The organism is Terriglobales bacterium, from assembly GCA_035561515.1.
In the GTDB taxonomy this organism is placed as follows: Bacteria; Acidobacteriota; Terriglobia; order Terriglobales; family Acidobacteriaceae; genus DATMXP01.
The window spans coordinates 1-21,625 of record DATMXP010000049.1 but is presented as its reverse complement, the minus strand read 5'-3'; the positions used below and the strand labels follow the sequence as shown (position 1 = coordinate 21,625).

At 57.0% G+C, this 21,625-nt stretch carries 16 protein-coding genes; 8 read left to right on the top strand and 8 right to left on the bottom strand.

Going from position 1 to position 21,625, the window contains the following annotated elements; translation table 11 throughout:
• Positions 1 to 50 precede the first annotated feature (50 nt).
• The 5 genes from VN577_21785 to VN577_21765 all read right to left on the bottom strand — a co-directional run bounded on the left by VN577_21785 (position 51) and on the right by VN577_21765 (position 5,313).
• Positions 51 to 599, bottom strand: coding sequence for a regulatory protein RecX (locus VN577_21785; protein HWR17477.1), 549 nt, complete (start codon positions 597 to 599; stop codon positions 51 to 53).
• A gap of 79 nt (positions 600 to 678) precedes the next feature.
• The gene (locus VN577_21780) at positions 679 to 1,815 is read right to left on the bottom strand and encodes a type IV pilus twitching motility protein PilT (protein ID HWR17476.1); all 1,137 of its coding nucleotides are present in this window, start codon (positions 1,813 to 1,815) and stop codon (positions 679 to 681) included.
• Between the two features lie 165 nt (positions 1,816 to 1,980).
• The gene (locus VN577_21775; protein ID HWR17475.1) at positions 1,981 to 2,517 is read right to left on the bottom strand and encodes a DinB family protein; all 537 of its coding nucleotides are present in this window, start codon (positions 2,515 to 2,517) and stop codon (positions 1,981 to 1,983) included.
• 146 nt (positions 2,518 to 2,663) lie between these two features.
• The gene (locus VN577_21770; GenBank protein HWR17474.1) at positions 2,664 to 3,602 is read right to left on the bottom strand and encodes a branched-chain amino acid transaminase; all 939 of its coding nucleotides are present in this window, start codon (positions 3,600 to 3,602) and stop codon (positions 2,664 to 2,666) included.
• 235 nt (positions 3,603 to 3,837) lie between these two features.
• Positions 3,838 to 5,313, bottom strand: coding sequence for a putative glycoside hydrolase (locus VN577_21765; protein HWR17473.1), 1,476 nt, complete (start codon positions 5,311 to 5,313; stop codon positions 3,838 to 3,840).
• A gap of 314 nt (positions 5,314 to 5,627) precedes the next feature.
• On the opposite strand from VN577_21765, the gene VN577_21760 reads away from it, so the two are divergent.
• The 6 genes from VN577_21760 (at position 5,628) to alaS (ending at position 14,184) form a co-directional block, all read left to right on the top strand.
• Positions 5,628 to 6,779, top strand: coding sequence for an AAA family ATPase (locus VN577_21760; GenBank protein ID HWR17472.1), 1,152 nt, complete (start codon positions 5,628 to 5,630; stop codon positions 6,777 to 6,779).
• A 169-nt stretch (positions 6,780 to 6,948) separates the two neighbouring features.
• Positions 6,949 to 8,340 (top strand): M48 family metallopeptidase, encoded by a 1,392-nt coding sequence (locus tag VN577_21755; protein ID HWR17471.1) that lies wholly within the window; start codon positions 6,949 to 6,951, stop codon positions 8,338 to 8,340.
• Between the two features lie 69 nt (positions 8,341 to 8,409).
• Positions 8,410 to 9,501: a Xaa-Pro peptidase family protein gene (locus VN577_21750; GenBank protein HWR17470.1), complete on the top strand. Its 1,092-nt coding sequence runs from the start codon at positions 8,410 to 8,412 to the stop codon at positions 9,499 to 9,501.
• A gap of 1 nt (position 9,502) precedes the next feature.
• A complete protein-coding gene (gene accB / locus VN577_21745) occupies positions 9,503 to 10,006 on the top strand; it encodes an acetyl-CoA carboxylase biotin carboxyl carrier protein (protein HWR17469.1) in 504 nt (167 codons plus the stop codon).
• 27 nt (positions 10,007 to 10,033) lie between these two features.
• The gene (gene accC / locus VN577_21740; protein HWR17468.1) at positions 10,034 to 11,383 is read left to right on the top strand and encodes an acetyl-CoA carboxylase biotin carboxylase subunit; all 1,350 of its coding nucleotides are present in this window, start codon (positions 10,034 to 10,036) and stop codon (positions 11,381 to 11,383) included.
• A 68-nt stretch (positions 11,384 to 11,451) separates the two neighbouring features.
• Positions 11,452 to 14,184 carry an alanine--tRNA ligase gene (gene alaS, locus VN577_21735; GenBank protein ID HWR17467.1) on the top strand — a complete coding sequence of 911 codons (2,733 nt, stop codon included), beginning with the start codon at positions 11,452 to 11,454 and terminating at the stop codon, positions 14,182 to 14,184.
• A gap of 95 nt (positions 14,185 to 14,279) precedes the next feature.
• Here alaS and VN577_21730 read toward each other — a convergent pair whose 3' ends face one another.
• The 3 genes from VN577_21730 to VN577_21720 all read right to left on the bottom strand — a co-directional run bounded on the left by VN577_21730 (position 14,280) and on the right by VN577_21720 (position 18,737).
• Entirely contained in the window at positions 14,280 to 15,914 is a 1,635-nt protein-coding gene (locus tag VN577_21730; protein HWR17466.1) for a rhodanese-like domain-containing protein, read from the bottom strand.
• Between the two features lie 153 nt (positions 15,915 to 16,067).
• Entirely contained in the window at positions 16,068 to 17,273 is a 1,206-nt protein-coding gene (locus VN577_21725; GenBank protein ID HWR17465.1) for an MFS transporter, read from the bottom strand.
• 183 nt (positions 17,274 to 17,456) lie between these two features.
• Positions 17,457 to 18,737 carry an inner membrane CreD family protein gene (locus tag VN577_21720; protein HWR17464.1) on the bottom strand — a complete coding sequence of 427 codons (1,281 nt, stop codon included), beginning with the start codon at positions 18,735 to 18,737 and terminating at the stop codon, positions 17,457 to 17,459.
• A gap of 494 nt (positions 18,738 to 19,231) precedes the next feature.
• Between VN577_21720 and VN577_21715 the strand changes: the two genes are divergently transcribed.
• Together VN577_21715 and VN577_21710 are read left to right on the top strand one after the other, a co-directional pair.
• Positions 19,232 to 19,903 carry a hypothetical protein gene (locus VN577_21715; protein HWR17463.1) on the top strand — a complete coding sequence of 224 codons (672 nt, stop codon included), beginning with the start codon at positions 19,232 to 19,234 and terminating at the stop codon, positions 19,901 to 19,903.
• A gap of 123 nt (positions 19,904 to 20,026) precedes the next feature.
• The gene (locus VN577_21710) at positions 20,027 to 21,448 is read left to right on the top strand and encodes an alkaline phosphatase family protein (GenBank protein HWR17462.1); all 1,422 of its coding nucleotides are present in this window, start codon (positions 20,027 to 20,029) and stop codon (positions 21,446 to 21,448) included.
• The last annotated feature ends 177 nt before the right edge of the window (positions 21,449 to 21,625 follow it).

Genomic DNA, 21,625 nt, shown 5'->3' with positions numbered 1-21,625 from the left:
GCGCACGGCACGCTCGCGCGGGTTAACGCCACTGGCATCGATATGCGGGCCTACTGCTCCGTCGGCGGCTCCTCTTCCTCCAGTGCCGACAGCACCTCGTCGTCCACGTCCCAGTTCTTCAGGATCGCGAAGATCGTCCTCGACCCAAACCCCGCCCGCACCATGGCGCGAAAAATTCGTGCAGTCTCTTTCTCGTTCGACGGCTTCTTCAGTCGCTTACGACGCAGGAAGTCGCGCGCCAACTGTTCTTCGTTCGTGTCTTCGTACGTCGCCGAAACGGCCTTGCTGATCACCTCGTCGTGAACGCCACGCTGCTTCAGGTCCGAGATGACACGACGCTTTCCAAAGCGCTCGTTCTCCTTCCGCAGCGACGAGAACGTCGCAGCGTACTGACTGTCGTTCAGGTACTTCTCTTCCTTCAGCCTCGCGATCACCGTCTCCACCAGCACGCGGCCGTATTCCGAGTCCTCGACCTTCGGCCGCATCAGGCGTTTCAGTTCGGCGACAGTTCGCATGCGTCGGCCAAGCGCGCCAATCGCGTACTCGTAGAGAGATGGTTCGTCGTTCAACAGCACCTTGGGTTTTCGGCCGAAGCTCATGCGCGTACCTTAACGCACCTGCACCAAAAGCGAAAGGACGCGCCGCAGCGCGTCCTTTCTCCAGGGGAACTACAACTCGCTAACGTGCGAATCCAGCTCCGTAACTCGCCTGCATGTCTTCGCGAGCCGATTCGCTGGTGCTCGAGATACCTGCAACACGCAGCTTGAAATCGTCCGGATTGCTGGCGTTCTCGAGTGCCACTTCGAACGAGATCAATCCCTGCGAATACAGGTCATAGAGCGATTGGTCGAACGTCTGCATGCCATACTGCGAAGTGCCTGTTGCCAGGGCTTCGCGGATCGTGCGCGTCTTCTCCGGCGTGATGATGCACTCGCGGACGTAAGCCGTCGAGATCAGCACTTCGACCGCGGGAACACGGCCTGCGCCATCGGCGCGACGAACCAGTCGCTGGCTGATGACCGACCGCAAAGTTGCGGCCAATTGCATGCGGACTTGCTTCTGCTCTGGCGGTGGAAAGACGGAGATGATGCGGTTGATCGTTTCGACCGCGTCCAAAGTATGTAAGGTCGAGAAGACCAAGTGACCGGTTTCAGCCGCGTGCAGCGCAGTCGAAATCGTCTCCAGGTCGCGCATTTCGCCGACGAGGATCACGTCCGGATCCTGACGCAAGCTGGCGCGTAAAGCCGACGCGAACGATGGTGTGTCCACTTCGACTTCGCGCTGGTTGACGAATCCCTTCTTGTCGCGATGGAGGAATTCGATCGGGTCCTCAATGGTGATGATGTGCTCGGAACGCATCGAGTTGATGCGGTCGATCATCGCCGCCAAAGTCGTGGACTTACCGGAACCCGTAACGCCGGTGACCAGCACCAGCCCACGAGGTTCGTCACAGATCTTGTCCACAATGCGAGGCAGGTAAAGCTCGTCGATGGGCTTGATCTTGGTCGGAATAACGCGGAGAACCAATCCGACATTGCCGCGCTGCTGAAACACGTTCACACGGAAGCGGCCGAGACCAGCGACGCCGTAGGCCATGTCGAGTTCGGCATTCTCCTTGAACTTCTGCTTCTGCCGGTTCGACATCATGCTGAACGCCATGTTCAGCATGTCTTCGGCGCTCACGCGCGTCTGATCCGTTAAGGGAGCGAGTTCACCATCCACACGGATGTGAGGATAGTTCCCGACCTTCAGGTGAAGGTCAGAGGCCTTCCGCTCCATCGCAATACGGAGCAGGTCATCAATTTGCATCGGCATAGCTTTTCCGGAACAGCTGAAAGTGGGCTGAAAGTATCACGGACAGAGCAGCATACGCAATGAGGTGGTATTCGTAGAAGTAACGGAAGTCGGGGGACTTTTCGTGGTAGTGACCCCAGCCCTTACGCTCGAAGAACCGTAAAGGCTGGGTCCTTGGAAGTGGATTTATCCTTGCCAGGGTTCGTCGGCGCTGCCGCCGTAAATGCTGGGCACTTTGCCGCCCATCGGACGCAGATAGCTCGCCAGCCATCCACGATGATGGATGCTGTGAACTTTTGCGAACTCCAGGTACATGAACGCCGGGAAGTTGAAGGCGCCATAGAAATCGATCGGCGTCAGCAACTGCTCGATCGTCATTTTCTGGACCGCTGCAATCGCTTTCGGAAGATTCTCCTCATACCACTTGGCAATCTCGGCAATGGTTTTTGGAGGATTCTTCATAACTCTCTCTTCCTCCTCCATCGTGGCAAAATTGCCCTTGGCGACCGCGTGCAGAAAACCAACTTCCACCGATGCGATGTGCCACGCGAGTTCTTCGGCGGTCTTGGATTTCTCGTCGGGCTTCCAGTTCTTCTTGGCTTCGGGAATTGCTTCGATAACGCGCTTGGTGGCGACCTTCTCGCGGTCGAATCCGGCGAGAGCGAAATCGCGGCTGGTCAATACGAAATCAGGTGTGACCTGGGGCATGGTTGCAGTTGCCATAAAAGCCTCCTGTCTGGCTGGACTACGGATATGCAGTGAGAAAGTCTAAACCACCGCCGGACAGTTCGGCGCGAACAGGCTGTGGATTCGTTCCAGAAATACAAAGGCTCGGTCCGAAGACCGAGCCTTTCGAGGCAGAGAACGTTCTACACACCAACCGGTTGCTTGACCGAAACCGGAGTGAACCAATTGTGGCGGTCCGGAATGCGCCCTTCTACGATCCCGAAGAACTCCTTCTGAACGGCCTTCGTGATCGGTCCGACCGAGCCGTCGCCAACCTTGATCTTGTCCACGGAGCGGATCGGCGTGACTTCGGCCGCGGTGCCGCTAAAGAAGACTTCGTCGGCGATGTAGAGCATTTCACGCGGGATCATCTGCTCGACCACCGGGATGTCGAGGTCACGGGCGATCTGGAGGACAGAATCGCGGGTGATTCCCGGAAGCACCGAGTTTCCAAGCGGCGCGGTGATCAGCTTGCCGTTGCGAACGAGGAACAGGTTTTCGCCGGACCCTTCGCTGACCATGCCGTTGATGTCGAGTGCAATGCCCTCGACGTAACCGTTGCTGATCGCTTCCATTTTAATGAGCTGCGAATTCATGTAGTTGGCGCCGGACTTCGCCATCGCCGGCAGCGTGTTCGGAGCGATACGGGTCCATGACGAAACGCAGACGTCGACGCCTTCGTCGGACTTGCCCAGGTATTTGCCCCACGGATAATTGGCGATGTAAACCTCGATCGGCGCTGGGAAGGGATTCACGCCGGCTTCACCGTAACCGCGAAGCACGATCGGCCGGATGTAGCAGGGGCTGACCTTGTTGATCCCGATCAGTTCAACCATGGCGCTGACCAGTTCGTCGCGGTTGAACGGGACTTCGATACGGTAGATCTTTGCCGAATCAATGAGGCGTTGCATGTGCTCGTGCGCCCGGAATACGGCGGGACCGGACGGATGCGAATAACAGCGAATACCCTCAAACAACGATGACCCATAGTTCACCACGTGAGCCATCACATGCAATGTCGCGTCGTCCCAGTTGATGAAACGACCGTTGTGCCAAATCTTTTCGGTCCTCTGAATGGCCATTCCCGGCCCTCCCTGCAAAATCGGGGTACGTACACAGCCCTAGCGTCCACCCCTCAGGTCAACTCCTCAATTGGACGTTGGACAATCAGGCAAGACGCTTAATCAGTTTTCATTATACGGTAGGAATTTCGGTACTGGCCCGTCTGGCGGGCCAAACCAGACGCAAAAAACTGTTAGCAACAAACCAAAAAGAAGATGCCCACGGCGTACCGTGGGCTCTTGAGAATCGCGGCAATTACGGCCCGCTGGGATGGAACTTGGACTGAGCCGTATTGGTCACCGGGTCGGCCGCAGCAGGCTTAGGAAGTCTGTCGTACTCGTCGCCACGGAAGAACTTCTGGTTCTTCGCCATCACCGGCATGGCCGCATAGGGCTTGCTGTAGTCATTGCGCGCATTCCAGAACAGGAAGCCGACGCCACCTTTGCTGGCAGAGGTAGCGACCTGCACCTGAATGTACTCGGGCGAGTAGGTCTTGGTTTTCCAGGCAAAGGCTTGCAGCCACGGGCGAAGAACAACGTTCGTGTCCTTCGTGATGGTGCGGAAGCGATCCATCGAAGTGCCGATGAAGTGCTCCGGCGCGTCGCCCGGACTGGCGTAGCCATCCATGCCGAAGAAGTGCGACGGGTAGATCATGGGCGACAGGACATCGCAGTACTTCGCCATGCTCGGGATGTCCTGACCCGTGTGAGCAAGGTCAACCGAGCGCTGCCAGGCCATGACGCCGAAGACGTCGAGCGAGAACAGGACACCAGTCGGGTGCAGTTCAGCGTAGGCGTCCTTCAGGAAATCGGTAATGACATCGGTACGTTTCCAGGTGGGGTTCGCAGTTTCGAACGCGAACTTCGCGTCTTTCTGATCTCCCTCGGCCGGGAAACGGACATAGTCGAATTGCACTTCATCCACACCGGATAGAGCTGCATGCTTGGCCAGGGCGATGTTGTAAGCCTGGACCTTCTGGTTGGAAACGTCAGTCCAAACCAGCTTGCCATTCTCTTGCCAAGGCTGCCCGGTGCGGCGGGACTTTACGGCCAATTCCGGATGCTGCACCACGATGGCCTCGTCGCGGAAGATCGCAATACGAGCGATGGCGTGCATGCCCATGGAGTGAAGAAACTTGGTGTACTTCGCGAGATTTTTGATTGGTGGCTTGTGCCCCTTGGGCACAAGTTCATGGTCAAAGTTGATGTTGACCCAGCCATCGCTGTCCTTGATGTCGAAGACAACTGCGTTGCCACCGACCTTGCGCCACTGGCGGACAATGTTGATGCCCTTTTCGCTCGCCGCCATGATGCCGGTCAGGTAAATCGCCCGGACCTCATAGTCCTTCGGCACCGAAATCAGCTTTTCGGACTGAACGGGTTCGATGCCTGGCACGACGACATTTTCCCCCGCCTTGAGGAAGGTACCCTTGACTGTCGGGTTCGCCTGCCTGATCGCCGCCTCAAACTCGGACGAGGTCATGTACTTGCTGTCCCACAGATATTTACGGACGAGCATGGGAACCGTGTCGCCTGATTTAGCAGTGTGAATGACGGTTCCGGGTGCGGCCTGCTGTTGCGTGGTCGCGGCGGATTCGGATTTGACAGTGACGTTCTTACTTGCGTCAGCGGCTTCAACGACGACTGCTTCGGAAGGTTTAAGCAGCAAAATCGCGGCTATAGCGACGAAGAACAGAACAGCAAACAGCGGGAGGCGTGAATTACTTGACATCGTAAACGGGCACCAGTGCTTGGATGGCCCGATAGTAGCACGTTGTGAGATGCTGAAAATAATCCACAAGTTCATTGCACCTTAGAGAGCAACACTCCTGCTCTCTCATGCCTCTGAGTAATAGCGTGAAGTGGCAGTTTCCAGGCATTTCATGACCGACTCTTCGCCATAGCTCGAATGCGCATCTAAGGAATCCAGTAGATGAAGCCGGACGGCGGTGGGGTCCAGTCGGCTTACTTGGGCTGTAACTTCCGAGGCCCGTTCTCTTCATCATTTTTGAGAATTTCGGCACGTTCAGCCGAATGTAAGGTTTTATGAGAACCGGTATTAATGCAGTACTTGACCCCAACCGGCGCAGCGGAGATGCCTCTGAGTTTGACGCTGCGTTACGGCGCAGAATCGTAGGGCAGGATCAGGCGGTCGACAAAGTTGTCGAGATCTACCAGATGTTTTTGGCAGGATTGAATCCGCCAGGACGGCCTGTCGGCAACCTCCTCTTTCTCGGTCCCACCGGGTCGGGCAAGACCCGAGTCGTTGAATCGCTCGCGGAATCCCTTTTTGGCGATCCGAGGGCGCTGATCAAGATCGACTGCGCGGAATTCCAGCACTCGCACGAAATTGCCAAGCTGATCGGGTCGCCACCGGGGTACCTCGGCCATCGCGAAACACATCCTTTGCTGACGCAAGAGGCGTTGAATCAGTGGCATACGGACAAGCTGAAGCTTTCGATTCTGCTGTTCGACGAAATCGAGAAGGCGTCTGATGCTCTATGGCAGTTGCTGCTGGGAATACTCGACAAGGCCACCCTCACGCTCGGTGATAACCGTCGGGTCGACCTTTCGCAGTGTCTGATCGTGATGACCTCCAACCTCGGCGCCTCCGAAATGAGCGATTTGGTCGGCGGCGGCATGGGCTTCGGTCCGAAGGCCCCGTTCGTGGATGCCAAGCTTGACGAGAAGATGACGCGCACCGCGCAGGATGCGGCGCGCCGGAAGTTCTCGCCGGAGTTCATGAACCGCATCGACAAGGTCGTTGTGTTCAAGACCTTACGGCCGGAGCACCTGGAACAGATTCTCGAAATTGAACTAGGAATGGTGCAACAACGGATCCTGCAGGCGACTGGTAACAACCAGTTCGTGTTCAGTTGTACGCCTGCGGTTAAGCAATTCCTGCTGAAAGAGGGCACCGATCCGAAGTACGGTGCAAGGCACCTGAAGCGTGCGATTGAACGTCATATCGTGTTCCCTCTTGCCAACCTCGTCGCGACCAGCCAGGTAAAACTCGGAGACTTCGTCCGGATCGACATCGAGAAAGATGGCAAGATGCGGTTCATCAAGGAAGCCGAGGGTGCCTTGGTCCCGGTTCTGCTGGAGAAGTACGGGCCGGAGTTTGCGGTGCCCCAAGCCGCGAAAGCGACACGGGCTGCAAGCCGTCGTGAATTCAACGCAAGTTCGGACCACAAATAGACTTAGCTGTTACCGAGGGCTGGCAGATCGCCAGCCTTTTTCTTTTGCCTGAAGATTCAGAAGCGCCTGAGCAGCATCTATGACTTACGTGGCGGGTTAATACCTTTACAGCACGTGGGGAGAAGAGTGGAATATCTCTTGGGTCCCGAGTGTATTTGCGAGGAATGAAATGAGGCATAACGCCCTAAGTCGCATATTAGCGGTCATCCTAGTTTTCGGCATCACCGTGCCCTCGTGGGCACAAGCCATGGTGCCGCTCCCGAAACCGGGAGGATCGAACTTCTTTTCCCCAGAGCAGGACGTTGAACTAGGCAAGCAGAACGCGGCTGAAGTGAAGAAGCAGATGCCGCTTCTGCCGGACAGCAGCCCGATCACTCAGTATGTGCAGTCGATCGGAAAGAAGCTGGCGAACACAATGCCCCAGCCCAATTGGCCCTACGAGTTCCACGTCGTGCAGCAGAAGGACATCAACGCCTTTGCGCTGCCGGGCGGACCGATTTTCGTAAACCTGGGCACGATCCAGGCGGCTGATAACGAAGCGCAACTGGCGGGCGTGATCGCGCACGAGATGTCGCATGTTTACTACCGGCATTCAACGAACCAGGCTTCGAAACAAATGATGGCGCAGGTGCCACTCGCCATCCTGGGCGGCATGCTCGGGAACGGCGTGATGGGCCAGGTGGCAAGGCTGGGCCTATCGTTTGGCGTGGGCTCGGTGTTCCTTAAGTACTCGCGTTCGGCCGAGTCACAGGCGGACGCCGTCGGTGCACGAATCCTATACAACGCCGGCTACAACCCCGTCGAGATGGCCAACTTCTTCCGCAAGCTCGAACAGGAAAGTGGGGGCGGCGGAGCTGCTGGGCCGCAATTCCTGAGCGATCACCCCAACCCGGGCAATCGCGTGACGGCGGTGTCGAAAGAGGTTTCGCAGTTTCCGCGCAAGAGCTTCGCGGGTAGCAGCTCCGAGTTCAACCGAATTCACCAGCAGGCTGCGAACGTAAAGGGATACTCGGCGCAGGAAATTCAGCAACGCGCGCAAGGACAGGCCAGCACGGTATCGGACGCGGGCATTGGAGCAGTGCAGCCGAGCGGAAGCATGCAGTCGCTGAATCATGGCGCGTATACCGTTTCGTACCCTTCGAACTGGAAGGTCTTCGGGAACCAGGAATCGGCTGTCACGATAGCGCCGGAAGCGGGTATCTCCCAGGACGCGGTCGCGTACGGCGTGATCATCAACGGATTCCAGCCGGAAAGCTCGACGATGAGAGATGCCACAAACGAATTAGTCGCGTCGTTGAAGCAATCGAATCCTGATCTGCGCACGGTGAACAGCGGCGACGACATTCGCGTCAATGGCACCACCGGAAGATCTGTGGACCTGACTGGTACCTCGCCGATCCAGGACAGTAGCGGAAAAAAGCTGCGCGAACGCGACTGGCTGGTGACCATGCCTCGAAAAGACGGAACGGTTCTGTATTTTGTGTTCATTTCGCCGGAACGCGACTTCAGCAAGTTGCGTCCGACCTTTGAGCAGATGCTGAGGAGCGTAAAACTGAAATAGGAACACCGAGGTTTCACAACGCCGGTCCTGCACCGGCGTTTCTTATTTTGTGGTTGCTACAATTCAGGTATGTCGCAGAATGGCCGACGACAACTGCTGCTGAAAGACATTGAAAAACGGGGCCTCGATACCCTTCTGGTCACGCACCTGCCCAATGTGCGTTACCTGACGGGGTTCACGGGGACTGCCGGCGTGCTAGTGTTCAGCGGCGGTCGCAGCATATTCATCACCGACGGGCGCTATAAGTCGCAGGCGCAGGAGCAAGTGAAGGGTGCGCGCGTCCTGATTTCCAAAGGACCCGCTCTGGAAGCCGCGGCACAACAGATTGTGCGGCTTCAGGCTGGCAATGTCGGAATCGAAGCGGAACACATGCAGGTGTGGCTGCGCTCGCGTCTGCGAAAAATGTTGCCGGCGAAGGTGAAACTGAAAGAAACGACCGGGCTGGTAGAGAGCATTCGAACCATCAAAGACTCGGAGGAAGTGTCGTCGATTCGCCGCGCGGTGCAATTGGGCGTGGACCTCTTCGAGGTGGCGTTGAAGGCCATCCGACCGGGAGTGCGGGAGACGGAGGTCGCGGCCGAACTCGAGTACGAGGCGCGAAAGCGCGGCGCGCAGAAGATGTCGTTCGAGACGATTGTGGCGTCGGGACCGCGTTCGGCATTGCCGCACGGAGTGGCTTCGGATGCGCGGATTCCCTCCCGTGGCTTCGTCGTGCTCGACTATGGTGTTATACTCGGCGGTTATTGTTCCGACATGACGCGTACAGTCCATGTCGGACGGCCATCAGCAGAGGCTCGCCGGATGTACGAGGCGGTGCTGGATTCGCAACTGGCAGGCATTAGGGCGGTGCAGCCTGGGGCGACCGCAGGCGACGTGGACTACGCCTGCCGAAGCGTACTTCGCAACACAAAGATTGGCGACGTCGGACTTGACCGGTTCTTCATTCACTCGACCGGACATGGTGTGGGACTGGAGATCCACGAAGGTCCCCGGCTGGCGCGCGATCAAAAAGAAATACTTCGTCCGGGCATGGTGATAACGATCGAGCCCGGTGTTTATGTCGAGAAAGCGGGCGGTGTCCGCATAGAAGACATGGTAGCCGTTACAGATGATGGCTGCGATGTCCTGACATCCTTAAGCAAGGAATTGATCATTCTCTAAGATGAATCAAAAAGAGATCCGGGAACTAATCGAATTCTTAATTGATAAAGATATCGCCGAGTTTGAACTTGAGCGCGGCGATGTAAAGCTTCGCGTGCGTCGTGGCGGGGCAGTTGCTCCGGTAATGACGATCGCTGCTCCGGCCGCGGTTGCGCCGGCGTCCGCACCGGTAGCACACACAGCGGCACCCGTTTCGACAGCAGCGTCGGCGCCTTCGGCTCCAGCTTCTGCGGCGGCTCCGGCTGCGGAAGAAGATGAAACGGCCGGTGCACATGTGATCAAGTCACCGATCGTGGGAACGTTCTATGAATCGCCTTCCCCGGGAGCTCCTCCCTTTGTGAAACCCGGTGATCCGGTTTCCGTCGGACAGGTGCTCTGCATCGTGGAAGCGATGAAGCTGATGAATGAAATTGAATCGGACTTCTCCGGCACCATCGTGAAGCGATTCGTGGAAAACGGGCAGCCCGTGGAATATGGGCAGGCGCTGTTTGCGGTAAAGCCGTAGCTGATAGTCCCCAATTTAGATCACCGAATGTTTCGCAAAATTCTTATCGCTAATCGGGGCGAAATCGCCCTGCGCGTCATTTGTGCCTGCAAAGAGCTGGGCATCAAGACCGTCGCTATTTACAGCGAAGCGGACCGCAATTCATTGCACGTCCGCTTTGCTGATGAAGCCATCTGCATCGGCCCGCCGAAGGTGCAGGAAAGTTACCTGAATATTCCCGCCGTGATTTCCGCCGCCGAAATCGCCAACGTGGAGGCAATCCATCCCGGCTATGGGCTGTTGAGCGAGAACGCCAACTTCGCCGAGGTGGTAGAGACGTGCGGCATGAAGTTCATTGGGCCTCCTCCGGAAGTGACGCGCCTGATGGGCGAGAAGGAGAAGGCGCGTGCGGCGATGAAGGCCGCGGGCGTGCCGATCCTTCCGGGAAGCGAAGGCCTCCTCAGCTCTGCCGATGAAGCCATGGAGTATGCGAAATCGGTTGGTTTCCCGGTGATCGTGAAGGCTGCACACGGCGGTGGCGGACGCGGCATGCGCGTCATCCGCAACGAAGAAGAGCTGCCGAACGCGTTCCATGCCGCCAGTTCCGAGGCCGCCGCAGCGTTCGGGAACGGCGATATGTACATGGAGAAGTTCATCGAGCATCCGCGGCATATCGAGTTCCAGGTGCTCGCGGACCAGCACGGCAACGTCGTGTCCCTCGGTGAGCGCGAGTGCAGCATCCAAAGGCGGCATCAAAAGCTGCTCGAAGAAGCACCTTCGGTCAAGGTCACCCCCGAATTGCGCAAAGAGATCGGCGAGTTGCTATCGCGAACACTGAGCAAGATCGGATACGTGAACGCCGGCACCATCGAGTTCCTGATGGATGAAGACGGCAAGCTGTACTTCATCGAGATGAACACGCGAATCCAGGTGGAACATCCGGTGACTGAGATGGTCACCAATGTTGACCTGGTGAAGAGCCAGATCCGCATCGCACTGGGCGAGAAACTGGATTCCGTTCTGCGAGGGACACCGGCGCCGGCGGGTCATGCAATCGAGTGCCGGATCAATGCCGAGCATCCGGAGAAATTCACACCCTCGGCCGGGAAGATCAAGGTATTCAATCCTCCAGGTGGGACCGGAGTGCGTCTTGATACGGCGGCATATGCGGAGGCGGTGATTCCTCCCTACTACGACTCGCTCATCGCGAAGCTGATCGTGCGGGGACGCGACCGGGACGAGGCGATCTCCCGCATGTCGCGTGCGCTGGAGATGTTCATCGTGGAAGGCATCCACACCAGCATTCCGCTTCATAAGCGCATCTTGCAGCATCCGGATTTCCGCAGCGGCAACTTCGACACGAAGTTCATGGAACGCCTGCTGGCGGAACAGAAGTAAGCCAAGGCGCCGGTTCGGCGCCTTCCTGCCTGCTAAAATCGAAGGTTACTCTTCATCCACGGACAACTATGCTTACCGGCTCGCAAATTCGCCGCAAGTTTCTCGACTACTTCATCCAGAACGGTCATAAGGAAATTCACTCGTCGTCGCTGGTCCCGGCCAACGACCCCACCCTGCTCTTCACCAACGCGGGCATGAATCAGTTCAAAGACGTGTTCCTTGGCCTGGAGAAGCGCGACTATTCGCGGGCAACGACGTCCCAGAAGTGCGTGCGGGCGGGTGGCAAGCACAACGATCTCGAGAACGTTGGTTTCACGAATCGTCACCACACGTTTTTCGAGATGCTGGGCAATTTCAGCTTTGGCGATTATTTCAAGAAGGATGCGATCCGGTTTGCGTGGGAACTGATCACCTCGCCTGAGTGGTATGGAATTCCTAAAGACAAGCTCTTCGTGACGATCTTTAAAGGCGAGAACGGTGTTGCGCGCGACGAAGAGGCGTACGGGTATTGGCACGACGATCAGGGCGTGCCGAAAGAGCGCATCTACGAGTTCGGAATCAAAGACAACTTCTGGCAGATGGGCGATACGGGACCGTGCGGTCCGTGCTCAGAGATCCATTACGACATGGGCCCGACGGCGAGCGCAGAAGGCCACAAAGATTGCGAGTTCGGCTGCGACTGTGGAAGGTACGTCGAGATCTGGAACCTGGTGTTCATGCAGTTCGATCGCGACGCCGGCGGAACGCTGACGCCACTGCCGAAGCCGTCGATCGATACGGGCATGGGACTGGAGCGCATCACGGCGGTGCTCCAGGGCAAGCTTTCGAACTACGATACGGATTTCTTCGTGCCCCTGATGAAGCGCGCGGCCGAGTTGTGCGGCGTTTCGTTTGACAAGGAAGTACAGACCGAGTCCGGTCGCAGTGGCGCCGCTTCCCTGCGCGTGATTGCCGATCACGCGAGAGCCGCGACGTTCCTGATTTCAGATGGTGTTCTGCCGTCGAATGAAGGACGCGGATACGTACTGCGGAAGATTATTCGCCGCGCAATTCGGCATGGCCGTTTGCTCGGACAGAACAAGCCGTTCCTGTTCGAGATGGTGTTTGCGGTTTCGGAATTAATGCGCGATGCATATCCGGAACTGCTGGAGTCGCAGGACCGTGTATCGAAGATGATCGAGACGGAAGAGACGCGGTTTGCGCGTACGCTCGACATCGGACTGAAGCGGCTGGAAGAAGATTTGGAGCCGCTCTCGAAGGCAAAGCAGGCGCGACCTGAGAGCCGGGCGATGTATTCGGGCGAGAAGGCATTCAAACTCTACGACACTTTCGGACTTCCGCTCGATTTCATCGTTGACGCGGCTCGCGACCAGGGGATCGGGTTCGATCAGGCCGGCTTTGATGCGGCAATGGCCGAGCAGCGTACACGCGCACAGGCGTCGTGGAAGGGCGCGGCGAAGCAGACTGCCAATCCCGCTTATCAGCAATTGCAGCCGACGCTGTTTGAAGGCTATCGGCAGACGGAATCGAGCGGTTGCGAAGTGATCGCCCTGATGCGTCACAACGCAGGTGTGCAGGAACTGAAAGCCGGACAGCAAGGCGAAGTCATTCTCGATCACACGCCGTTTTATGCAGAGTCAGGCGGACAGGTCGGCGATCGCGGATCGCTGCTCGCGCCGGGCCGCGGATCGGTGGTGGCTGAAGTGGAAGGCTGCTATTACCCTGTGCAAGGCGTTCGCGCACACAAGGTGGTCGCTAAGGAAGATATTCGTGTCGGAGATCGCGTAGATGCGGTGGTCGATCTCGGCATTCGTCAGGCAACGATGCGTCATCACACGGCGACGCATTTGCTTCACGCTGGTTTGCGCGAAGTGCTCGGAGGCCATGTGAAGCAGGCCGGCTCGCTGGTCTCGCCGGGCCGGTTGCGCTTCGACTTCTCGCATTTCTCGGGCGTGGAAGATGAAGAGCTTCAGGACATCGAAGATATCGTCAACAAGGAAGTTCTAAAGAACCAGAAGGTTGAAATCATCGAAGATGTGCCGATCGATGTGGCGGTGAACGAGTATCACGCGATGGCACTGTTCGGTGAAAAGTACGGCGACAAAGTTCGCGTGATCAAAATCGGCGACTTCTCGACCGAGCTTTGCGGCGGCACGCACACGCTGGCGACGGGCGAAATCGGACTGATCAAGGTGCTCGATGAAGGAAGTGTATCGAGCGGCGTGCGCCGCGTGGAGGCCGTTGCAGGCGAGAGTTCGCTGAAGCATTTCCGCGCCGATCATCAGCTCGAGCATGTGGCACGAAAGGTCATCCGTTTCGGCGAAGAGAGCGAAGGCTCGCTGGCCACCGCGCTACAGAAAGAGCTGATTTCGCGCGACGAAGAGATCAAAAAGCTGCGCAAGGAACTGGAGCAGGCACGGATGAAGTCGGCCTCGGCTGCGGCTTCGTCTGTCGAAGATAAAATTCGCGTGGTGAATGGCGTGAAAGTACTCGCGCATCGGGCCGACAACCTCGAGCGTAACCAACTGCGTACGCTGGTGGACAACCTGCGTCAGAAGATTGGGTCGGGCGTGGTTGCAGTCGGATCTGCAACAGACGGACAGGTCGCGCTTATCGTGGGCGTAACTAAAGACCTGACGAGCCGCGTGCAGGCCGGAAAAGTAATCAGCCAGATCGCCCCGAAGGTTGGCGGCAAAGGTGGCGGACGTCCGGACCTGGCCGAAGGCGGCGGTACGAATCCCGCGGCACTGGACGAGGCGCTTGAGGCGGCGTACTCGGTCGTCGAGGGAATGCTGGGCTAGCTTACCAGTCTTGAGAATCTCGTGGTTGGCCTGAATCAACGCCAATATGAAGAAGCCCGGCTCACCGGCCGGGCTTTGTCTTCCTCTGGAACGACCTAGATCATCATCTTGATATCTGGAAAGCCCATCAACTTCAGGATGAAGTAATTCACTGCCGCTTCTCCCGGATCGTCGGCGACGCAAACCAGTTCGGCGTAGCGCGGCACTCCTGCCTTCATCAACACGTTCCAGATGTCGTTGGCAGCTTTCGGTGTGCCGTCCGCGTTTAACAGATCTGTGTACGGTACGTGAACGATTTTGCCTTCCTGCTGCTTCGTCGGAAGCGTTTTGCCCGATGCAATAAACACCTTCGGAAACACACCCTGTGTGCTCCTGGCGTCCTTGATGAGGATGCCATCGCGGAGTTTGACCGGATATGTAGCCGGCGGAATCGCCAGCGGCTGCGTGGGCTGCCTCGGGCCGACAACCGTCGCATCCTTCGTTAGTTGCTGCCCCTTCTGCGTCCATTTATCCATGGAGTCGATGAAAACAGAGGTCTTCTTCTGCCCGAGTGTTTCGAGTGCTACGAACGCCAGCGCCGAGTCTGGAGTCAAGCCAGCTCCGGAAATCAAGACCGCTTCATGTGACGCGTTGATGCCTGCCGGGCCGAGAATTTCGGCCAGCTTCGAGGGATTGTTGAGGCTGGTCCTGAAAACGTCAGCCGGGATATTCAGCGCGAACGGGAGGTGCCCCTGGTTGAACGCTTCCGCCTGACGAACGTCGATGACGCTTACATCCGAAATGCCATACATTCTTGCCCTCTGACCGTTCCAAAACTGGAGCCACTGCGAATCGCGCAGCATCAGTGGGAAGTCGTAGGTGAAGAACGGCAGATCGCGCGGGTCCGAAAGCCACTCCAATTCAGAACCGGGGAACAGTTTCACTTTCGGATAATTCAGCATGTATTTGATGGCGAAGTAAGGCACGCTGGCCGCAATGCCTCCGCCACAGAAACTGTGAATCTGCTGCTCCGGCTTGATGCCGAGATACGTAACCATCTTGCGAATCTCGTCGGCGGATTTGAAAGTTTTGTCCGGGTTGAAGAAGTCGCCGCTCGGCAACATGATCGAATTGGGCGGATGACCGGGCCGGGCAAAAAAGGAAATACCGCCATAGTGCCAGTCGGGATCGAGAGCCTCGACCAGTGCGTTGTTCACCGGATCGCCTGAAGCGGTCAGGAACTCGGGGAGATCGACTCGCACATTCTTGTTGATTTCGATCTTGAACGTGCCCGGCTTCGGTGGCGATGGGACATCTTTCGTCACCTGCAAGCCCGCCTCTTTCCACTTCGAGAGTCCACCGTCGAGGACAAAAATGTCCTTTGTCGGGAATCCGTGATAATCGAACGAGAAGAAGAGCCGGGTTGCGAGGTACGACCCGCCTTGATCGTAGATGACGATCTTCTTGCCCGGACTGATACCCCAGGATTGGTAGCGCTTCTCGATCACTGATAAGGGTGGCGTCTGGACACCATAGGTAAAGAGGTCGAAGTTGATGGCGCCCGGGATATGTTCTTTCGCGTAGGCCGGAGCCAACGAGGCGTCCAGCAATACCAGGTCGGGGCGGTTGAGATTCTTCTCGAGCCACTTGACGGTGACGAGATTGCCGTTAACTCCTTCATCCGCAAACGCCAGATTCGCGAAGGAGAAACAGAGGGTAATGAAGAGCAGGATTCGCAGGATGGTCCGCATGGTGTCTCCCTTTCAGTTATTCGAAGGGGCCCGACTTGCTGGAACGGTGCCGTACAGGCGCGCAGGTTGTATGAAACGAAAGACGCACTCCACCGTTGGAAATTAATACGATATTTCGAGGAAGGTAGTTCCGACGGTTTCAACAATTCCGAACTACAGGGCCGCCACTCGCCGCTGTATCAGGAAGAAGTATAACCCCAGCGCGACCAGCAGGAGACCGTTCACGCCGAGAACGATTGGCGCGCTGAACAACGGCACCAGCCATCCGGAGACGAGATTCCCCATCGGCATGCCGCCGCGGAAGGCGAAGTTGTAGAGGCTCATTACGCGCCCGCGCATCTCGTCGGTGGTAATCAACTGTACCAGCGAGTTGACCATGGCGAAGACGGCCATCATGGCGGCACCGGTCAGCAGCAGCATGCCTCCGCTCAGGGGCAGGTGCTTCGATACGGCGAAGCCTGCTATTCCCGTACCCAGCAGCATGAGTCCCGTGAGAGCCACGCGGCCCTTGTGGCGGACGTTGCCAAGCGCGGCCATGATGAGCGATCCGCAAATGGACCCAATGCCCATCAGAGAGAGCAGGTTGCCGTATGTTTCCGGGCCGCGGCCGAAGATGTCCTTCACAAATACAGGAATATAGGTGCGCGACGGCATCGCCAGGAATGTCATGCAGAAGGCCAAGATAATGAGCGCTTCCATCGATGGCTGTCGGCGGGCGAACTCGATGCCCTTCTTTAGGCTGGTGAGGATGGATTCGTTTGTCTTGGCCGGATAGAAGCGCGCCTTGATGATCCAGAGCGAAATGATCGGGGCCAGAAAGGACAAGGCGTTGAGGCCGAAGCACCACGATTCACCGAACTTCGCGAGCGCCTGTCCGGCAAGCGCCGGACCAATCGTGACCGCGAGGTTGAACTGTATGGAATTCAACGCAATCGCGTTCGGCATGTCTTCGCGACTGACCAGCGTCGGAATAAGTGCCTGGTAGGCCGGGCCGCCGAAGGCCTGCGCGAATCCGGAAACAGCCGACAGCACCAGAATGTGCCAAACCTGGACAACACCGGTGACAACCAGCACGGTGAGGGTGGCGGCTGTCGCCATCTGGACGTACTGCGACATCAGCAGGATGCGACGGCGCTCCACGCGATCGGCGATTACGCCTCCGACGAGAGAGAACAGGAAAATGGGGATGCCGCTAAGGAACTGGTCGAGAGCGAGCAGGAACGGCGAATGGCTGAGACGATAGATGAGCCAGCCCTGGGCAACAATCTGCATCCAGGTGCCGACGCTCGACGTGCAGGCGCCGAACCACATCAGGCGGAAGTCGCGATATTGAAATGCCTTGAATACCCGTGCCAGCACTTAGTTTCGGCTCCGTCGGGCTGGAGTGAGGGTGGAAACCGGATGCCTGAAATTGGACTTGCTGGCTTGCATCGCTTCTCGGAAGCAATAGTGTACGGCATCGGGGTGTGGAAACACGAAAGCCACGGATTGGGACGGCTTTCAACCTATGAGCTCGTTCCGTCGGATCCGTGGCTTCTGGTTCTATCCCCTGACCCAGCTTTCGCCATTCAGCGGATTCTGGCGCGGGGCCGCCGGAGGCTTGAGTCCCGCGAACTTCTCCGACCAATTGATCTTCGCCGTGACCTGCATGACGACGAACAGGGTCACTATAGCCCCGATGGTGATCGCCAATCCCGTGAAGCCCTTAAAGAAGAACGCGTACGAGAACAGCACCAAGTACACGAATTGCGTGATGCCTGCCTCGATGAAAGCGAACTTCGGTCCCACGACGATGCGGAGGTAACTGACGACAAGAAAGATCGACACGAGCGAACAGATCACGAATGCCAGGTGAATGGACATGTGATCCACCAGGTAGGCCAGAAGCAGGTGGAAGGCAAAGAACGAGGTGGCGAGGAAGAAGTAGTTCATGGGATGAAGGTCGATACCCTTCATGGTGGTGATGATGAACATCAGGAAGAAAAAGAACAGCAACGACACCGGCGCGAAGTAGCTGATCTGCCCGGCGAGTGGGCCGGGTTGTAGTTTCTCGGGCATGGTGACCCCGATCTCAAAGCCTGAGACGAGGTTCTGGTATTTCCAGATGAGGTCCCAACCTTTGTCGGTACGCCGCTTGTGAGTGGGAGACAGAGTATTCTCGGCGAAGTCGATGTCCTTGAAATTCGTGTGCATCGTGAGCGTGAAGTTCCTGGCCTGCGCGACCTCGGCTCCGAGTTTGTAGCCCCACGATTCCATTCCCTGCGAACGATAGCCGGTTTTCACCGTGACGGTTTTCCCTGCCGCGAGCGAAATTTTCGCCAACGCCGCGCCATTCACGTTTGTAATTGGAAGGTCCTGATCCTCGGCGCGGATGAAGAGCTCGTCGTACATGGCCTTCTCGGCGGGGAACTTCAAGCTGAGCGTCACCACCTGGTCTTTGTCAGTGGGGTTGGTGAAGGTGTACGTTCCGTTGAAAGCGACCTTATAGGTGCTGTACCAGAGCAGACCCTTTGGGCGGTGATCGAGGTCGAGCGCAACATCGATGTCGCTGCTCGCGACAGGTATTTCGTAATCCTGGCTTACTTCCCTGGTTTTTACGACTGTCCTGCCCTTTTCTTCGACTTCGTAGTTTTCCTTCGACTTTACGGTGTAAGTGGCGGTAGGCGGCTCTTGCTCCTGGCGCGTACCCCAGGTCGATCCGACTTTAGGTCCGAGACGGTCCGAAAACGTGTAGGTGCGGGCAAAGATGGTCGAAGCGAGAATGATCCAGGCGAGGGTGGTACATCCGAAGATGAAGATCAACGCGGCAATGCGTTTGGTCACACAAGTCTCCTTGGCCTGTGGCCTCCACAAGCAACTTGTCAGAATTCGCCGCCTGGCGTATATAATCACAGAGAACTTTATGATGTAAAGTCATTTCGAAACATTTTCTTCCAATTACCGTTTAAGCATTGAGTTTGTTGTATGGTGAAAATGGCAGCCGCAGTGGATCACTCGCCTAACTCACAGAATGCGGCTGTTTATGCTCCGACACGGACTTGGGTAAGTAGTGAGGGCTGACCATGGTGCGGTGTCCACAATGCGAAAGGCCTGACGTCCACAAATCTCGTGGAAATCACTTCGGCGAGCGGGTGTGGCTTGCCCTGGTGCTGCGAAAGCCTGCCCGTTGCTATTCATGCCTGCACCGCTTCACGGTATGGATCTGGCAGAAACTCCTTCCGCGGGTGAGCACGTACAGCCGAAGACGAAGCAATGTCGCCTGAACCTCACGTCTTAATTCTTCCGTCTCTTGGCACCTCGGCATATGATCAGCAGCAATGTTCCTCGGACATTACGCCGTAGCTCTTGCCGCGAAGAAAGCTGCGCCAAAAGTGTCGCTCGGCACATTGGTTTTTGCCGCGCAATTCCTGGATCTGCTGTGGCCAATCTTCCTGCTGCTTGATGTAGAGCACGTAAGAATCCTGCCCGGAATTACGGCGTTCACTCCCCTGGATTTCTACGACTACCCGATCACTCATAGTTTGCTCGCCACAGTTTGTTGGGGAGCGGTATTCGCGCTGGTCTGGTGGGCGCGCGAGAGAACAACGCGCGCAGCCTTCGTGATTGGAGCTTGTGTCGTCAGCCATTGGGTGCTCGATTTTGTTTCGCATCGGCCGGACATGCCAATTTTGCCGGGAGTGGAAAAGTTCGTTGGACTCGGACTCTGGAACTCGGTTCCGGCAACGATTGCAGTAGAGCTCGGCGCCTTCGTCATTGGTATTGGCATGTATCTGACGGCGAAGAAAAGTACGTTGCGTCCGGTGGCGTTCTGGACGTTCATCGCCTTCTGTCTGGTCGTGTATGCGGGAAATGCTCGAGGTACTCCGCCTCCGAGTGTGAACGCCCTCGCCTGGTTTGGACTTGCGCAGTGGCTTCTGATTCCATGGGCTTACTGGATCGATCGGCCAGCGCAACCCGCCCGTTTGGCAGCGAAGGTGACGTCCGCGTAGTTACCAAACGTTACATTCCAGCCCTGGACTGAACTGCAGCTGAATTTTCATTTCACCTCAAACCAACGGGTGCTGGTCAGCTTCCATCTGACCCTAGATTCCTTTATTCGGAGATGCTCGTTCATGAAGTTATTGTCTCTGGCACTGCTCTGCCTGACGTTTGTTCTCACCGGCTGCCGTGGCATTACGGGAGGCCAGGCTGAAAGTCCCGCCAAAGCCCGTCAGCTACGCAGCAACATCAACCACATCGTCTTCATGATGCAGGAGAACCGCAGCTTCAACCATTACTTCGGGAAGCTTGGTGAGTATCGTGAGCGGAACGGATTTGGGCCGGCATCCGAGATTGACGGCCTGCCTGCGGGCGCTACAAACGTAAGCACCGACGGGACGCCGATTCCCTCTTTTCATCTCGAAACTACTTGTGTGGAACAACTCAGTCCCGACTGGCTGGAAAGCCACGTGGCGGTGAACCGCAATCAGCCTGGATCTTCGGACATGCCGATGGATGGGTTCGTCATCAACTCGGCGAAGTATTCGCAAGCCACCGACCACACCGACAAGGCCGGCGCGCGCGCCATGGGGTATTACGACGAAACTGACCTGCCTTACTACTACTTCATGGCTGCCCAGTTCGCGACCTCGGACCGCTGGTTTTCGCCCGTCATGAGCACGAGCATTCCCAATCGCATCTTCTTACAGGCGGGCACCACGGCTGGCTACGTGCATGAGCCGATCGCCGATCAGGGCCAGTGCTGCGATCAGATCAAGACCATCTGGCACCTTTTGAGTGACGCCGGCATTCCGTGGAAGATCTACTACACCGATACGCAGCCGAGCGGATTACCTTTAACGGACATCAACAATTATTGGCCGAAATTCGCTGCTGCTCACACCGCGAATATCGTGCCGCTGAGTGAGTACTTCTCCGACCTGAAGAACGGTACTCTGCCGGCAGTCGCATTCATCCAAACGGGACTCGGATCGGGACGCGATGAGCATCCGGGCGGACAGCAAACGCCGGGCGAAGGGGGAAATGACATTCAACTCGGTGCGCGATTCACTTCCGAGATCATCAACGCCTTCATGTTCAGCACGGCGTGGAACGACTCGGTGTTCATTTTTACGTTCGACGAATCCGGCGCTTTCTATGATCACGTTCCGCCGCAACCGGCGGTACACCCGGATGGCATCGAGCCGAAAGACCTGCTTGCGAAAGACGCTGTCATCCAGCCACAGGGAGATTTCAACAAGACCGGATTCCGCATGCCGCTGATGGTGATCTCTCCGTTCGCGAAGAAGAACTACGTGTCACATACCGTCGCCGACTTCACGGCGATCCTGAAGCTTATCCAAACGCGTTTCGGATTGCCGAACCTGTCTCGCCGAGATGCCGCGCAGATCACCATGACAGAGTTCTTTGACTTCGATACGGTGCCCTGGGCGACGGCGCCAATCCCGCCTGATCAACCGATCGATGGCAGATGCGATCCTTCCAACGTTCCGCAGTTCGGGGTTTCAGTGCCGAGTACAACACTCGCAGAGTAAGTAGAAAAACTTCGGTGTGAAACGAGAAGGCCGCCCGGCAACTCAGGCGGCCTTCTCTTCAAGGGAGAATAGTTCTAAGCGGAGGCTAAAGACCAGCCGTCAGAACTTGTTGCGAAAATAGTATTGACCTTCGGAGAGGGGTGTCAAGGAATTTCTCGGACTCAAATACCTTTATTT

Excerpts from the sequence above, each read along its gene's own strand:
- VN577_21785 (HWR17477.1), bottom strand. The coding sequence starts at position 599 with ATGAGCTTCGGCCGAAAACCCAAGGTGCTGTTGAACGACGAACCATCT.
- VN577_21780 (HWR17476.1), bottom strand. The coding sequence starts at position 1,815 with ATGCCGATGCAAATTGATGACCTGCTCCGTATTGCGATGGAGCGGAAG.
- VN577_21775 (HWR17475.1), bottom strand. The coding sequence starts at position 2,517 with ATGGCAACTGCAACCATGCCCCAGGTCACACCTGATTTCGTATTGACC.
- VN577_21770 (HWR17474.1), bottom strand. The coding sequence starts at position 3,602 with ATGGCCATTCAGAGGACCGAAAAGATTTGGCACAACGGTCGTTTCATC.
- VN577_21765 (HWR17473.1), bottom strand. The coding sequence starts at position 5,313 with ATGTCAAGTAATTCACGCCTCCCGCTGTTTGCTGTTCTGTTCTTCGTC.
- VN577_21760 (HWR17472.1), top strand. The coding sequence starts at position 5,628 with ATGAGAACCGGTATTAATGCAGTACTTGACCCCAACCGGCGCAGCGGA.
- VN577_21755 (HWR17471.1), top strand. The coding sequence starts at position 6,949 with ATGAGGCATAACGCCCTAAGTCGCATATTAGCGGTCATCCTAGTTTTC.
- VN577_21750 (HWR17470.1), top strand. The coding sequence starts at position 8,410 with ATGTCGCAGAATGGCCGACGACAACTGCTGCTGAAAGACATTGAAAAA.
- accB (HWR17469.1), top strand. The coding sequence starts at position 9,503 with ATGAATCAAAAAGAGATCCGGGAACTAATCGAATTCTTAATTGATAAA.
- accC (HWR17468.1), top strand. The coding sequence starts at position 10,034 with ATGTTTCGCAAAATTCTTATCGCTAATCGGGGCGAAATCGCCCTGCGC.
- alaS (HWR17467.1), top strand. The coding sequence starts at position 11,452 with ATGCTTACCGGCTCGCAAATTCGCCGCAAGTTTCTCGACTACTTCATC.
- VN577_21730 (HWR17466.1), bottom strand. The coding sequence starts at position 15,914 with ATGCGGACCATCCTGCGAATCCTGCTCTTCATTACCCTCTGTTTCTCC.
- VN577_21715 (HWR17463.1), top strand. The coding sequence starts at position 19,232 with ATGTTCCTCGGACATTACGCCGTAGCTCTTGCCGCGAAGAAAGCTGCG.
- VN577_21710 (HWR17462.1), top strand. The coding sequence starts at position 20,027 with ATGAAGTTATTGTCTCTGGCACTGCTCTGCCTGACGTTTGTTCTCACC.